At 68.1% G+C, this 12,832-nt stretch carries 8 protein-coding genes and 1 other RNA gene; 4 read left to right on the forward strand and 5 right to left on the reverse strand.

The features are described from left to right. Positions 1-5 precede the first annotated feature (5 nt). Positions 6-1,862, reverse strand: a complete 1,857-nt coding sequence (dnaX, locus tag WIX39_RS19315) for a DNA polymerase III subunit gamma/tau (protein ID WP_409195650.1) — start codon at positions 1,860-1,862, stop codon at positions 6-8. Between the two features lie 184 nt (positions 1,863-2,046). Here dnaX and ffs point away from each other — a divergent pair. Beyond that, an RNA gene (gene ffs, locus WIX39_RS19320) (signal recognition particle sRNA small type) lies at positions 2,047-2,143 on the forward strand. An 87-nt stretch (positions 2,144-2,230) separates the two neighbouring features. On the opposite strand, the gene WIX39_RS19325 is transcribed toward ffs, so the two are convergent. From WIX39_RS19325 to WIX39_RS19335, 3 genes are read right to left on the reverse strand one after another with little or no spacing between them, the layout of a single operon-like run. Continuing rightward, positions 2,231-3,469, reverse strand: a complete 1,239-nt coding sequence (locus WIX39_RS19325; protein WP_409195651.1) for a TIGR03862 family flavoprotein — start codon at positions 3,467-3,469, stop codon at positions 2,231-2,233. Further along, a complete protein-coding gene (locus WIX39_RS19330; protein WP_409195652.1) occupies positions 3,466-6,726 on the reverse strand; it encodes a UvrD-helicase domain-containing protein in 3,261 nt (1,086 codons plus the stop codon). Before WIX39_RS19330 ends, WIX39_RS19325 begins: the two co-directional genes overlap by 4 nt. Then, positions 6,723-9,278 (reverse strand): PD-(D/E)XK nuclease family protein, encoded by a 2,556-nt coding sequence (locus tag WIX39_RS19335; RefSeq protein WP_409195653.1) that lies wholly within the window; start codon positions 9,276-9,278, stop codon positions 6,723-6,725. Before WIX39_RS19335 ends, WIX39_RS19330 begins: the two co-directional genes overlap by 4 nt. 157 nt (positions 9,279-9,435) lie before the next feature. Here WIX39_RS19335 and trxA point away from each other — a divergent pair, with 157 nt between their 5' ends. Both trxA and rho read left to right on the forward strand, forming a co-directional pair. Then, positions 9,436-9,768 carry a thioredoxin TrxA gene (gene trxA, locus WIX39_RS19340; protein ID WP_042578306.1) on the forward strand — a complete coding sequence of 111 codons (333 nt, stop codon included), beginning with the start codon at positions 9,436-9,438 and terminating at the stop codon, positions 9,766-9,768. 183 nt (positions 9,769-9,951) lie between these two features. Next, positions 9,952-11,217, forward strand: a complete 1,266-nt coding sequence (gene rho, locus WIX39_RS19345; RefSeq protein WP_081266259.1) for a transcription termination factor Rho — start codon at positions 9,952-9,954, stop codon at positions 11,215-11,217. A gap of 58 nt (positions 11,218-11,275) precedes the next feature. Here rho and WIX39_RS19350 read toward each other — a convergent pair whose 3' ends face one another. Continuing rightward, complete coding sequence (locus WIX39_RS19350) at positions 11,276-12,343, reverse strand: oxidoreductase (RefSeq protein WP_409195654.1); 1,068 nt, start codon at positions 12,341-12,343, stop codon at positions 11,276-11,278. A gap of 181 nt (positions 12,344-12,524) precedes the next feature. On the opposite strand from WIX39_RS19350, the gene WIX39_RS19355 reads away from it, so the two are divergent. Next, entirely contained in the window at positions 12,525-12,794 is a 270-nt protein-coding gene (locus WIX39_RS19355; protein ID WP_019653042.1) for a type B 50S ribosomal protein L31, read from the forward strand. The last annotated feature ends 38 nt before the right edge of the window (positions 12,795-12,832 follow it).

The raw sequence follows: 12,832 nt of genomic DNA on the forward strand, positions 1-12,832 counted from the left end.
AAAGCTCAGGCCGGTTTCAGGGTTCCTGGAACGATCTTCGCATCGAAGTCGCGCATCAGCGCCTGCACTTCGGGGTCGTTGTAGATGGCCTCCTCGGCCACGCGCTGGCGCTCGTCGGCGGCCTGCCTGTTGCGGCGGGCCGGGCTGTCGACCACGGCGCCGATCTCGATCGTGAGCTTGACGTCGTGGCCGAGGCCGTTGAGCGCGGCCGTCAGCTTTTCGCGGCTGGAGGGCTGGTTGAGCGTCTCGCGCTCGATGCGCAGCATCCACTGGTCGGTGTCGCGGCCCACCAGCTGCGACTGCAGCGCCAGTTCGCGCGTGAGGGCGTTGATGGCTTCGGAGGCAACCAGTTGCGTGACCGTGGCGTGCCAGAAATCGCCGTCTTCGCTCTGGGGAATGGGCGTGTAGGGAACGCGCTGCGAACCTTCGGCGGGGGGAACATCGCGCGCGCTGGGCGGAGGCTGCACACGGATGGGCACGCCGACGACCTTGGCGGGTGTTTCAGGCGGCTCGGGGCGCTGTTCGGGCTGGCGGCGGGGTTCGTCGACCACGGCGAGGCGCTGCCCTGCCGGTGCCGTTGGCGATGTCGGGGCTGCTGCTGGGGCCATGGCAGCCGGCGTTTCGGCCGGCGGGCGCACGACCGGCGCAGGGGCTGGAGCGGGTGCCGGGGCACGTGCCGGCGCCTGCGGCGCTGCAGCCGCGGCTTCATTCAGAGTTTTTTTTTCCGTGGAGGCTGTCGAAGCAGCCGCGTTGGAAGGCTTGAAGGCCAGGAGCCGCAACAGCACCATGGTCAGCGCCGCGTACTCGTCGGGCGCCAGGCCCAGCTCGCCACGGCCGTGCAGGCAGAGGCTGTACAGCAGTTGCGTCTCGTCGGCAGGCATCAGCGCGGCGAGGCGCGCGGTGTCGGCGGCATCGGGGTCGGTGGCGGCGTCGGCCGACTCGGCGCGCGAGGGCACGGCCTGCAATACGGCCATGGCCTGGAGGACGGCCGTCATTTCTTCCAGCGTGGACGCGGCCGACATGCCGTCGACGCGCAGCGCTTCGGACGTCTCGACCACCGTCTTGCCGTCGCCCTGTGCCAGGGCCTCGATCAGGCGGAACACATGGCCGCGATCGACGCTGCCGAGCATCTGCCGCACGCCGGCCTCGACAAGCTCGCCGTTGCCGAATGCGATGGCCTGGTCGGTGAGCGACAGCGCGTCGCGCATCGAGCCACGTGCCGCGCGCGCCAGCAGGCGCAGCGCCTGCGGCTCGGCCGGAACGTTTTCGGTCTGCAGCACGCTCGTGAGGTGTTCGAGCACCGTCTCGGGCGCCATCGGCCGCAGGTTGAACTGCAGGCAGCGCGACAGCACCGTGACCGGCACCTTCTGCGGATCGGTCGTGGCCAGCACGAACTTGAGGTACTCGGGCGGCTCCTCGAGCGTCTTCAGCATCGCGTTGAACGCGGTGTTGGTGAGCATGTGCACTTCGTCGATCATGAAGACCTTGAAGCGCCCCTGCACCGGCTTGTACACGGCCTGCTCGAGCAGCGACTGCACCTCGTCGACACCGCGGTTGGAGGCCGCGTCGAGCTCGGTGTAGTCGACGAAGCGGCCGGAATCGATGTCGCGGCAAGCCTGGCAGACACCGCACGGCGTGGCCGTGATGCCGCCCTGCCCGTCCGGCCCCTGGCAGTTGAGCGACTTCGCCAGGATCCGCGAGACCGTGGTCTTGCCGACCCCCCGGGTGCCGGTGAAAAGATAGGCGTGATGCAGGCGCTGCGTCGTCAACGCGTTCTCGAGCGCCTGCACCACATGCCCCTGGCCGACCATCTCACCGAAGGTTTTCGGGCGGAACTTGCGAGCGAGCACGAGATAAGACATTGCGGGCATTCTAAAAGGCGCGGCGTCGCTCCCAAGCCCGCGTCACCCCCGCAAACAAAAAAGCCCCTGTCTTTTCGCGGGACACCGAGGAACCGGCTTCGCCGGGCCTCAGGTGTCGCCCCCAGCAGGGGGGAAGGAGAAGCGACACGAAGTGCGCGCATCCTGGGGGGTTACAATACGAGCTGACGGGCCTCCCTGCATGGTGAAGTGGCCAACCGGGTCAGGTGGGGAACCAAGCAGCCCTAACTGCGTAGTCAGTGCCAGGGGTAAGGCTCGTCAACCTCTTCCGCAGCTTCGTTTCATTCCACGCGAAATGAAACGGAGCTTGCAAATTCACTCAGCGAAAACTCCGATGCGGCGCAGGGCTTCTACAGCCCCAGCCGCTGAATGGCGCCCCGCGCCGCGGCCGCACCGCTCGCCATCGACGCCGTGAGCAAATAGCCACCGGTCGGCGCCTCCCAGTCCAGCATCTCCCCCGCAGCGAACACACCGGGCAGCGCGTTCGCCATCAGCGAAGAATCCAGCGCATCGAATCGCACCCCGCCCGCCGTGCTGATTGCCTCGTCCACGGGCCGCGTCGCGACCAGCCTCAGCGGCACCGCCTTGATCGTGGCCGCCAGTTGCTCGGGGTCGTGCATCGCGTCCTTGCTCAATGCCTCGTGCAGGACGCCGGCCTTGATGCCTTCGATGCCGAGCCGGCTCTTGAGGTGGCTGCTCAGCGAGCGAGCGCCGCGCGGGTGCTTCACCGCCGCCAGAACCTGCTCGGCATTGCGGTCGGGCAGCAGGTCGAGCAGCAGCGTCGCGCTGCCGTTCGCTGCAATCTCGTCGCGCAGCAGCGCCGATGCCGCGTAGACCAGGCTGCCCTCGATGCCGGTGGCCGTCGCAACGAACTCGCCCTTGCGCGCGAAGTGGCGGCCCTGGCTGTCGGTGAACGAAATCGCGACCGACTTGAAAGGCTGCCCCGCGAAACGGCTCGAAAAGTGTTCGCTCCATCCCTCGCCGTCGAAGCCGCTGTTGGCGGGCAGCAGCGGGGCCACCTCCACGCCCCTGGCCTGCAGCCACGGCGCCCACGCCCCGTCGGAACCCAGACGCGCCCAGCTCGCACCGCCCAGCGCCAGCACAACGGCGTCGGCTTTCACGACGGCCTCCCCGGCTGGCGTCGCGAACCGCAACGCGCCAAGGTCGATCGCGCCGTCGCCCAGCCAGCGATGCCGCATATGAAACTGCACGCCCGCAGCGCGCAGCCGGTGCAGCCATGCCCGCAGCAGCGGCGCGGCCTTCATGTCGGTCGGGAACACGCGGCCCGACGTGCCGACGAAGGTCTCGATGCCCAGCCCCGCTGCCCACTCGCGCACCTGCTGCGGGCCGAACTTCCCAAGCATGGGTTCGAGCTGCGCGCGACGCTCGCCGAAGCGGCTCATGAACACATCGAAGGGTTCCGAGTGGGTGAGGTTCAAGCCGCCGCGCCCGGCCAGCAGGAACTTGCGCCCCACCGAGGGCATTGCGTCATACACATGCACCTGCGCACCGGATGCGCTCAGTACTTCGGCCGCCATGAGCCCGGCGGGTCCGCCGCCGATCACGGCAACGGCAGGAGAAACATTCATTCGAGAGTTACCAGTTCGCCCTGCCCGGTCAGGAACGCGACGCGCACCGTGGCACCGGGATAGGCATGTTGCACTGCCGCGCGGTAGCGCTGCATCTGTGCGATCAGCGCGGCGTCCCGTTCGGGGCGCGCCGCGGATTTGTAGTCGAGGATCCACCAGGCGCCGCCGTCGCGCTCGCGCACCAGACGGTCGATGCGCAAGGTCTCGCCTTCATGCACCAGCGTGACTTCGTTGCCATGCCAGTCGACCCTGCGATCGTCCCACACCCAGGCACCCGCCCCCGCGCGGATGCGTTGGGCCAGCGCGGCGGCGCCGCGTGCCTGCTGTGCATCGAGCATGAATTCTCGAGCGGCCGCACGCACATGGGCAGCGGGCAAAGGCTCGCCCGGCACGGCCCATTCGAGCAGGCGGTGCATGGCCTGGCCGAAGGCCGCGGCGCGTGCGTCGACGGTGGCGTCCGCAGCCGCCTTTTTTGTCGAAGGCTCTTCGGCCGACACGGGCGCCTCGGGCATTTTCTTCATCCAGAAGCTGGCCGCGCCGCTCTCGGCCGGCAGCGCGACCAGCGGCTCGTCGGCCTCCGTGGGCTCGCACAGCGGCTCCAGCCGAGCCCACCAGCTGCCCTCGTTGGCGCGCGCCGGGCGAACCGATGACAGCACCAGCCGCTCGCGTGCCCGCGTGGTCGCGACGTAGAGGCCGTTCAGTTCCTCGCGATGGCGGGCGCGCTGCTCTTCTTCGAGCAAGGCTGCGGCGCAGGCCGGCGGCGTCTTCTCGCTCGCGAGGAAAACGAAGCGCGTCGGTGCGCTGTCGCTGCCCTTCCATTCGACCAGCACGCCCATGGTCTGGGCGCGCGGCGGCGGGGCGTCGCAATCCAGCATGAGCACGGTGTCGGCCTCGAGGCCCTTGGCGCCGTGCACGGTCAGCAGCTGCACGGCGTCAGGCGCGGCGACGGACGGCGCCCGCACGCCGCCGGCACGCAGCGAACGCACCAGCGCATAGGGCGTGGTGAAGCGGGCGCCGTCGATATCGAGCGACGCGGTCAGCACGCCGCGCAGGTTGGCCAGCGCACCCTGGCGCATCGGCGCCGGCACGGCCGCGCCGAACTTCGCGAGCAGGTCGCCGTCGTTGAAGATCGCATCCAGCGCGTCGTGCGGCGGCAGCGTCATCAGCCAGCGCTGCCACTTGCGCAGCTTGACGCCGGCCTCCGTCAGCTCCGCCGGCAGGTCTTCGCACTTCTGGATCAGCGAGAACCAGTTGAGCGACGGGCGCTCCCGCTGGCGCAACGCCAGTTGCACCAACGCGTCGTCGCCGATGCCGAAAGCAGGCGATTTCAGCGCTCGCGCCAGGGAAAGGTCGTGCGCGGGCGACACCAGCGCGTCAATCAGCGCGACCACGTCCTGCACCTCGGGTGCGTCGTGCAGTTCGTTCTTCTCTGGCTGCTGCACGGGAATGTGCCGCTGGCGCAGCGCGTCCTGCATGGCGGACAAGCGGCTGCGACGACGCGCCAGCACCATGATCTGGCGCGGCGGCGTGCCGTCGGCAATGCGCTGCGCGACCCACTGCGCGGCCTGCTCGCATTCTTTCTGCAGCAACTGTTCCTCGGGCAGCACGCGCGGCGTGACGAGGCTGTCGCGCCAGTGCAGCATGCCGTCGTCGGCGGGTTCGGCCTCTGCGGCGCCGAGCGCATCGCGGTCGATGGCCGGCAGCTTGAGCAGTTCGCCCGCGTCGTTGCGCTCGGTGGTGTGGGCGCGGTAGCCGTCGAACTCGCCGGCTTCCTGCGCGGCCAGCATCGCCGAGTTGACCAGCCCGACCACGGCGCGCGCGTTGCGGTGCGTGTGGTCGCAGTTCAGCAGCTCGCCGTCCAGGCCCTCGCGCACGAACTTCTTGGCGGCGATGAACACCTGCGGCTCGGCGCGGCGGAAACGGTAGATGCTCTGCTTCGGGTCGCCCACGATGAACACACGCGGAGCCCGCCCCTGCGCGCCGGTGTAGGCGCTGAGCCAGCCGTAGAGCGCCTGCCACTGCAGCGGGTTGGTGTCCTGGAACTCGTCGATCAGCAGGTGCGCGATGCGCGCGTCAAGCCGCTCTTGCACCCAGCCAGACAAGGCCGATTGGCCGAGCAGCAGCTGGGCGGCCTGTTCGACGTCGTTCATGTCGACCCAGCCATGCGCTCGCTTCACGTCGGCAAAGACCGCGATGAGGATGCGCGTGAGCCGCGTCATGCGCTGCTGATAGAGCCACGCGGCATGCTGGGCCTGCGCGCCGCACAGCACCTGCAATTCGGCCTCGGCCTCCTGGGCGGCCTGGAATTTCTGCAGGTTCTTGTTGAGCCGGTCTTCGGTGGCCACGAAGAAGTTCTTGCGCAGGTGCGCCAGCGCGGCCTGCAGCGCGCCCGCTTCGGGTTCGCCCGTGCCGAAGACGTCGATGATGGCCTCGGCGGCTTTCTGCGGCGTCTTGTTGGATTCCTTGCCCAGTGCGGCTGCGCGACCCAGCCAGCGCTGGCGCACTTCGCTGCCGCGCAAGGCGTCGGTCGGCTCCTCCAGCCCGACGAGCGATGGATAGAACGCGCTGAAGTGCTGCACCGCGTTCTCCGCATCGACCAGAGAGAACTCGACGCGCTTGGACAGCGCCTCGCTCAGCGCCTTGGCGGTCTGCGAGCGGCCGTGGGTGGCGACGACTGCGTAGTAGTCGGCCAGCGCATTCCGGTCGGCGGTGACCGCTTCGAAGAACGGGCGCCAGGTGTGGCTGCGCGCCTCGGCATCGTCCTCGAGCAGTTCGTAGTTCGAAGGCAGGCCCAGCTCGCGCAGCACCGCCAACGGCGCGTTGCGCAGCAGGCCCGCGAACCAGGCGTGGAAGGTGCGGAACTGCACCGGCCGGCCGCCTTCGAGCAGGCGCCGGTAGAGGCCCTTCAGTCGCGGAACCGCAGCCAGTGCGGCGGCGGGCTCGACGCCGCGCATCACGAGCTGGGCGACCAGTTCGTCGGGCGAGCGCTCGGCAAAATCCTCGAGCCACTGGTCGAGCCGCTCGCGCATTTCGCCGGCGGCTTTTTTGGTGAAGGTGATGGCCAGGATCTCGTGCGGCTTGCAGGCGGAATCGCCTTCTTCGAGCAGCGCGCGCAGGATGCGCGACACCAGCATCCATGTCTTGCCTGCGCCCGCGCAGGCCTCGACCGCTACCGAACGGCGCGGGTCGCAAGCGACGACGTAGAAGGCTTCGCGCGTGACATGCCGGCCGTTGTGTTCGTAGGCTGCGCCGTTCATTGCGCCACCTCCCAGAAGTCCTTGCGGCAGAGGCCGCGCGCCGCGCAGTAGTCGCAGACGGCGCCCTCTCCCAATGGCGGCAGCGGCGCCCCCTGGGCGATGCGCGTGAAGTCGTGGATGATGCCGGCGACCAGTGCGTCACGCGCCTCCACCACGGCCGGCTGCTCGACGGTCTGCGTCCCCGAGGACTTCTCCCCCACGTTCACGTAGGCCGCGCGCAGGGTGTCGTCGGCCACCAGCGCCGCGTAGAAGGCCAGCTGGGTGTCTTCGGTCGGGTCTTTCACGCGCTCCTTGCTGACGGAGGCGGACTCGGTCTTGTAGTCGATCACGAAGGGCTGGCCGTCGGGCATGCGGTCGATGCGGTCGAGCCGGCCGATCAGGCGCAGGTCGCCCAGCGGCTGCTCCTTCCAGGGCTCGGACTCGACGAACACCGCGCCGCTGGCTTCGTGGCCCGTCAGCCAATGGAGATAGCCGTCGCGCACCGCGGGCCAAGCCGCCGCGAACGGCAGGAACTCGGCATCGGACAAGCCGAGCTCCCGCGTGGCCCGGCGCGCGGCCTCCTCGATGAACGCGGCGCGCTCCTGCGCGTCCTGCGTCGGGGCTTCGGTCAGCGCCTGGTGGAAGTGGCCGAGCACGGCGTGCAGCCAGTTGCCGAAGTCGCGCTTGTCGACCTCGGCATCGAGCTCGTCGGCGCTGCGCAGGCCGAGCTGCCGCAGCGCGAAGAAGCGATAGGGGCAGCGGCGCAGGTCTTCGTACACGCTGGTCGAGATGTTCTGCAGCGGCAGCAGCGCGCCTGAAGGCTTGGGGTATTCGGTCGGCTGCACGGCCACTTCGCGCGGGGAACGCGGGTCGGTGGCGGGACGCAAGGCGTGGTCGAGTTGCAAGGCCTGCACCAGCGGGCTCGGGCGCACGGGCTCGCCGTTGGCGTCGGACTGGCGCCAGAGCAGCTCGCACGACGGGTTGTGCAGCGCCATGGCCCAGGCCGCGCGCTGTGCGGCCTCGAGTGCTTCGCGCGAAGGCAGGCCGAGATCGGCGCGCTGCGCGGCGCTCCAGTTGCCGGGCGGCTCCGGCGATGCAGGCAGGCGCCGGTCGTCGCAGCCAGGGATGACGACCGCGCCGAAGCCACGGCCCAGCAGTTGGTAAAGCGGCAGCACGACGACCTTCGGGGCCTGGTCGCCGGCGGGCGGCACGAAGCTCGCGTCTTCGAGCACGTCGCGGACCCAGGCGGTGAACTCGGCGAGCGTATGGCGGCCACCGGGGAATTCTTCGTCGTCGCCATGGGCGCCGGCGTCGAGCCACAGTGCGGCAATGACCTTGCCGCCGGCCATGTCCTCGCTGAGCGGCTCCCACTGGTCGCCCGCCTCCAGCAGCTCGCGCAGCGCGCGCAGCCATTCGGCCAGGGGCCTGGATCGCATCATCGGTGCGCGGCGTTCCTCGATGGCTTCGGTGAAGCTCAGCAGCGCGGCGTCGTGCGACTTCTCGCTGCGCGCCACCAGCGCGCACCACGCGGACCAGTCGCGCACGCCTTCGCGGCGCAGGCGGGCCTCGAGCGACTGGACGACCAGCGCATCACCGTCGGCGCCGCTCTTGAGCCATTCGAGCACCTGGTCGCTGCTGGCGTCATGGGCGCAGGCGCGCAGCGAACTCATCAGCGTGGCGGCGGCGCGCGTGGTCGAAAGTTTCCATCCGGTCTCGTCGTGGGTGATGACGCCCTGCGCCTTGAGCTGTGCGCTGATGCGGCGTGTGAGCGCGCGGTCGGTCGCCACCAGCGCGACCGGCGCACGGTCTTCGGCCAGGTGGCGCAGCACGCAGGCGGCCGCGAGTTCGGCTTCGTCCTCGGGGTCGAGTGCCACGTGCGAGGCCGCGGCTTCAGGCCGCGTATCGGCCGGTACCCGCGACAGGCGCAGCGCCCGGTCACCCCACAGGGCGCACAGGGCTTGCGTGAGCGGATCGGTCTGGAAGCCCTCGAGCACGAGGAGTGCATCGACTTGCGCGCGCGTGCTCTCGCGCTGGAGCACGTCCGTGGCATAGCCGGAAGTGGCGACCCACGCCACGGCAATGCGGATCAGCGCGCTCTCGGTGCGGAACCACTCGGACTCGCTGCCCGCCTCCGCCACCTGCGCCGCGCGCGCGGCCCATTCGCCCACGCGCTCGTCCGGCGACACGGCGGCCGCGAGCGGCACCAGTTGGTAGGCCAGTTCGACCAGGCGGCCGGCCAGTGCGAAGCGCTCGGCGCTGAAACCGGCCTGCGACAGCAGGGCCTGCGCGGTGACGAGGTCGCGCGCCATGTCGTGCGCGATGTCGTAGCCGGAGGGCACGAAGCCGCCGGCGCTGCGGGCCCAGTTGTGCGTGGTCTCGAAGCGCGGCACGAAGCCGGGGCTGCCGCAGCGGGCCCACATGGCGCGCGCCACGCCCATCAGCTGTGCATAGGGCACCAGCACCACCGTGCGGGCCGCGTGCACCTGGCGCTCGGCGAGCGCGCGGACGATCCGCGCGACGATGCCGCCGGCGGGGTCGCACCACAGGGCCTGGACGGGGTGGCCTTCGTTCATGTTCTATCGAGGGGTTGAGAGCGTGGGAGGCGTGGCAAGCAAGGGCTTTGGCTATCGCCGCCATAGTGGCCGCGCATGGCACGCCACCCCTTGGTTTCTGTCACAATGACCTGAACTTTAGCTGCACCGAAACTCTCTGCGCACAAGGATCCATCACATGGCCAGCGAACTCATCAAACACATCTCCGATTCCTCCTTCGAGGCCGACGTGCTCAAGTCCAGTCAGCCCGTTCTGGTCGACTACTGGGCCGAATGGTGCGGCCCCTGCAAGATGATCGCCCCGATCCTCGACGAAGTCTCGGCCACCTACGAAGGCAAGCTGCAGATCGCCAAGCTGAACGTGGACGAGAACCGCGACATCCCCGCCAAGTTCGGCATCCGCGGCATCCCCACGCTGATGCTGTTCAAGGACGGCCAGCTGGCCGCCACCAAGGTCGGCGCCATGAGCAAGGCGCAACTCACGGCCTTCATCGACCAGCAACTCGCCTGAGCGACATTTCACCCGGCCAGCGCGCAATGCGTTGGCCGGCGCGTTTTTCCTGTCATAATCTCCAACAGATCACCGGCCCTTACCTAGGCAACCGGTTCGAGTTCCCCGGTTGGTGAAGCAACTCTCGCTTCACACCCAACCTCCCCCCGTTTCCCGTTCGATTACCCCGCGAGGGGTCATTCCATGCACTTAAACGAACTCAAGGCACTCCACGTGTCTGAAGTCCTCAAGCAAGCCGAAGCGCTTGAGATCGAAAACGTCGGCCGCATGCGCAAGCAGGAGCTGATGTTCGCGATCATCAAGAAGCGCGCCAAGGCCGGCGAGCAGGTCTTCGCCGACGGCGTGCTCGAAATCCTGCCGGACGGCTTCGGCTTCCTGCGCAGCCCCGACACCAGCTTCACGGCCAGCACGGACGACATCTACATCTCGCCGAGCCAGGTGCGCCGCTTCAACCTGCACACCGGCGACATGATCGAAGGCGAAGTGCGCACGCCCAAGGACGGCGAGCGCTATTTCGCGCTGACCAAGCTCGACAAGGTCAACGACGGTCCGCCCGAGCAGAACAAGCACAAGGTGATGTTCGAAAACCTGACGCCGCTGTTCCCCAAGGAACAGATGAAGCTCGAACGCGACGGCATCAAGGGCGAAGAGAACATCACCGGCCGCATCATCGACATCATCGCCCCCATCGGCAAAGGCCAGCGCGCCCTGCTCGTGGCACCGCCCAAGAGCGGCAAGACGGTGATGATGCAGCACATCGCCCACGCCATCAGCGCCAACTACCCCGACGTCCACATGATGGTGCTGCTCGTCGACGAGCGCCCTGAAGAAGTGACCGAAATGCAGCGCACCGTGAAGGGCGAGGTCATTGCCTCGACCTTCGACGAACCCGCCGCGCGCCACGTGCACGTCGCCGAAATGGTGATCGAGCGCGCCAAGCGCCTGGTCGAACTCAAGAAGGACGTGGTGATCCTGCTCGACTCGATCACCCGCCTGGCCCGCGCCTACAACAACGTCGTGCCCTCGTCGGGCAAGGTGCTGACCGGCGGCGTCGACTCCAACGCCCTGCAGCGCCCCAAGCGCTTCCTGGGCGCCGCGCGCAACGTGGAAGAAGGCGGTTCGCTGACCATCATCGGCACCGCGCTGATCGACACCGGCAGCCGCATGGACGAAGTGATCTTCGAAGAGTTCAAGGGCACCGGCAACTCCGAAATCCACCTCGACCGCCGCCTGTACGAAAAGCGCGTGTTCCCCTCGATCCAGCTCAACCGCAGCGGCACCCGCCGCGAAGAACTGCTGCTGGCACCCGAGATCCTCCAGAAGACCCGCATCCTGCGCCAGCTCATGTACAACATGGACGAGATCGAGTCGATGGAGCTGATGCTCAAGAACATGAAGGCGACGAAGACCAATGTCGAGTTCTTCGACATGATGCGTCGCGGCGGCTGAGCACCTTTTCGCTCTGTCCGCAAAAGCGCGTTGACCCATTCGGGCCAACGCGCTTTTTTCATGGGCGAGCCACAGGGAGCGCGCGGCCTTCGAGAGCACTCTGGCGGCCGAGGTCGAGCAGTTCCATCAGCGCCACGGCCTGCTCGGGCGGCACGGGATTCGGCCCCTTGCCCAGGATGGCGTCGCGCACCGCGGCGTAGTAGTCGACGTAATTGCCCGCACGCGTGGGCACGCTGCGTTTGCTGGCCGTGCCGTCGCTGCCGACCAGGGTGAGTTCGCCGTCGAGCGGATCGGCACCCCACCCTTCGGCCGGCGGCCTTTGCCCCGCGCGCAACGCATCTTCCTGCGTATCCACGCCATGCTTGACGTAGCTGCCGCGCGTGCCATGCACGATGTAGCGCGGCGCCGCATCGGCCGCCAGGGTTGTCGAATGCAGCACCACGCGAAGCGGCGCATGCGGTCCGCTTTCGTAGCGCAGCACGGCGTGGAAGTAATCTTCGACCACAGCACCGTCACGCAGGACGGCCGTGTCGAGCTGGATCGTGTCGGGCAGCCCGAACAGCTGCACCGACTGGTCGACCAGGTGCGCGCCCAGGTCCACCCAAAGGCCGGATCCCGGCACAGCCTGCTCTCGCCACCGCACCTTCACCTCGGGCCGGAACCGGTCGAAATGCGACTCCAGGTACACGGGGCGGCCCAGTTCGCCGCTTGCCAGGACGTCCTTGAGCGTCAGGAAGTCGGCGTCGAAGCGTCGGTTCTGGTAGACCGCCAGCACGCGCTTGTTGCGCTGAGCCAACGCCTCCAGCGCCCTGGCCTCGGCCACGTCGAGGGTGAAAGGCTTGTCGACCACCACATGCTTGCCAGCCTCCAGCGCTGCCTTGGCGACCGGAAAATGTTGCGCATTGGGTGTCGCAACCACGACAAGATCGATGTCCGATCGGGCCGCCAGCGCCGCCACATCGGAAACCACCGACACGCCGGGCCAGTCCTTGCGGACCTTCTCGGGCTGCGAACTCGCCACAGCGGCCAATTCGAGCCCTGGCACCGCGGAAAGCACGGGCGCATGGAAAGTCTGGCCGGCAAAGCCATAGCCGACCAGGCCGGCGCGCAAGGTTGTAACAGTCATGGGAGGCTGGTTTGCTCGCAAAAGCGGCAGTATGCGATAATCGTGGGCTCCGCGAAAAGTGCGGCCGGGCAGCGTCGCCCGGCTTCCCAGGCTTGCCCTGGGGCAGCGTGCCAAATGAATGGTGCACTGGTGGCTCTCGCATCGACCGCGCATTGATTCCAACAGCGCAAAAGGAAATACCATGGCAAAAGAAGGCATTCACCCGAATTACCGCGAAGTCCTGTTCGTCGACATGTCGAACGGCTTCAAGTTCGTGACCCGTTCGTGCGCGAACACCAAGGAAATGGGCAAGACCGACGACGGCCGCGAGCTCCCCCTGTTCAAGCTGGACACCACGAGCGAATCGCACCCCTTCTACACCGGCACCCAGAAGTCGGTCGACAACATGGGCGGTCGCGTCGAGAAGTTCCGCAACCGCTTCGGCAAGACCACCGGCGCCGCTTCGAAGTAAAGCACGCGCTTTGGCGTCGAGGGCAGCCCGGTTTACCG

It is taken from the genome of Variovorax sp. AB1(2024) (assembly GCF_037482385.2).
In the GTDB taxonomy this organism is placed as follows: Bacteria; Pseudomonadota; Gammaproteobacteria; order Burkholderiales; family Burkholderiaceae_C; genus Variovorax.

Excerpts from the sequence above, each read along its gene's own strand:
- dnaX (WP_409195650.1), bottom strand. The coding sequence starts at position 1,862 with ATGTCTTATCTCGTGCTCGCTCGCAAGTTCCGCCCGAAAACCTTCGGT.
- WIX39_RS19325 (WP_409195651.1), bottom strand. The coding sequence starts at position 3,469 with ATGAATGTTTCTCCTGCCGTTGCCGTGATCGGCGGCGGACCCGCCGGG.
- WIX39_RS19330 (WP_409195652.1), bottom strand. The coding sequence starts at position 6,726 with ATGAACGGCGCAGCCTACGAACACAACGGCCGGCATGTCACGCGCGAA.
- WIX39_RS19335 (WP_409195653.1), bottom strand. The coding sequence starts at position 9,278 with ATGAACGAAGGCCACCCCGTCCAGGCCCTGTGGTGCGACCCCGCCGGC.
- trxA (WP_042578306.1), top strand. The coding sequence starts at position 9,436 with ATGGCCAGCGAACTCATCAAACACATCTCCGATTCCTCCTTCGAGGCC.
- rho (WP_081266259.1), top strand. The coding sequence starts at position 9,952 with ATGCACTTAAACGAACTCAAGGCACTCCACGTGTCTGAAGTCCTCAAG.
- WIX39_RS19350 (WP_409195654.1), bottom strand. The coding sequence starts at position 12,343 with ATGACTGTTACAACCTTGCGCGCCGGCCTGGTCGGCTATGGCTTTGCC.
- WIX39_RS19355 (WP_019653042.1), top strand. The coding sequence starts at position 12,525 with ATGGCAAAAGAAGGCATTCACCCGAATTACCGCGAAGTCCTGTTCGTC.